The sequence below is a fragment of the Anaerovirgula multivorans genome (genome assembly GCF_900188145.1).
Taxonomy (GTDB): domain Bacteria; phylum Bacillota; class Clostridia; order Peptostreptococcales; family Natronincolaceae; genus Anaerovirgula; species Anaerovirgula multivorans.
The window spans coordinates 1-1,746 of sequence record NZ_FZOJ01000091.1 but is presented as its reverse complement, the minus strand read 5'-3'; the positions used below and the strand labels follow the sequence as shown (position 1 = coordinate 1,746).

The 1,746-nt window shown below is 30.3% G+C and carries 1 protein-coding gene; it reads right to left on the bottom strand.

The genetic code is table 11. The features are described 5' to 3' along the window. Positions 1-192: 192 nt before the first annotated feature. A complete protein-coding gene (locus CHB72_RS25695) occupies positions 193-1,509 on the bottom strand; it encodes an IS4 family transposase (RefSeq protein WP_089285689.1) in 1,317 nt (438 codons plus the stop codon). Between the last annotated feature and the right edge of the window lie 237 nt (positions 1,510-1,746).

Here is a 1,746-nt window from a genome sequence, read left to right as displayed (position 1 = left end):
CCAATGCTGTCAACTTAAGAAATTATTATCTTTATATTCTATCTTCGTTCAAATACTTTGTAAATTTTCGATTATTATTCTAGGCTAATATGAAGAAAAATCTATGTTATAGAGAAGGGATTAACCCAAATGGACATACCTAGTGCCCGTTTTGTTATAAACAGAACGGGCAAGCCCTTTTTAATATAAGAATTAATTATGCCTCAAGTTTTGGGTATATTTATTTCTTCGTCTTATACGCGTACGCGGGAAGCTTCGCCCGGCTTTAATCGGTACTAGATTTTCTGTGGCCTCCTCAATTAGATATTCATAAAGCATTTGGCTTTTTTGAGGATTATTTTCGAGAGCTATTTGTATAAGATACTCTCTAAATGTTCCAATAAATACATTCATATTGATTTTATAGTCGTACTTCAAGTCTTTTTTACCCTCAGTATATAATCTGCGGTTAGCATCATTCTTTAAATCTTGAATCATGTTTAACAGCAACATCTGAGCATAGAAATCCTGTTCTATGATTATTTCTTTTTTGCCAGAAAAATTCTCAACATATAATTTGTTTTTAATAATATCATATGCCGTCTCAATCCTCCAACGTTTAGAATATAAATTACCAATTTCATCTGTATCAAAATCTTCAAAAGGAATATTGGAAAATAGGTACTCTTCTTCACCAGTATTTAACATGATTTTTGTAATTCTAATATCTATAGAATCTATGCTGTTTACATATTGTAGAATTTCGCTGGACATTCTTCTTTTTCTGCTTTTATTTATTTCAAATTTTACAACTTCATCATTATTTTTCATAGAGCCTTTTTCTGCTTCATATCGTCCACTTTGGACTCTAAAAAGAAAGCATACATCTAATTTTAATAAGATTAACAATAACTCAGCCGAAATATATCCCCTGTCAAAAATTATCATTACTTTCTTATCCTTCAACATATTTATCATGTTTAGAATATTCCTCAAGCCCATATCTTTTTCTGAGGCGGTGTATTTATCAATCTGTGCATCTATCATTATATCATTTAAAACATCATATATTCCTGAAACTCTTGCTCTTGCCACCCTCATATCATGCTTATTATCACCACGCTCACAATCATATATTCTTCTTAGTTCCTTAGTATCAGGAACTTCTAACACTGTTCCGTCAACAGCCATTATTATATAGTCCTTAAGAGTCTCGTATTCACAGTCATCATATATAGTTTCAATATATTCACGACCTAATTGGACGAACACTTCTGGGTTTAGCTTCATTCTTTGTTTTGAAAAAGCTTGTTTGGTAATTCTATTCTCTCTTTTGTTAATATCTTTGAAATAATTGTTAATTTCCATACTTAGTGTCTTACCTTTCTGTGTTAACGTAAACGTTAACATATCTTGGAGTGGCATTTTTCTTTTTCTAGTAAATGCTTCATCTGAAAGTCTTGCTATATTGTGTATACGTTGACTCCCTAATTTAGACAAAGATAAGTTTATTCTATCATTTGATTTCATATTTCTAATGTCCTTTTTGTATGTTTGTTTCTATATATTATTTTATAGCTTGTCAATTGTTATGTTACCATTATTTATCATATATAGTATTATATTACTTGTTCTGGTCTGTATTGATTAAAAAACAATAATTGCGTAGAAATCTTGGAAATTCAAGTGTTCTTATATTTTTATCTCATTGTGGAATTAGATATGCATGTTAGTACTCTCTCTTAAGTTGACAGCATTGGACGGCAG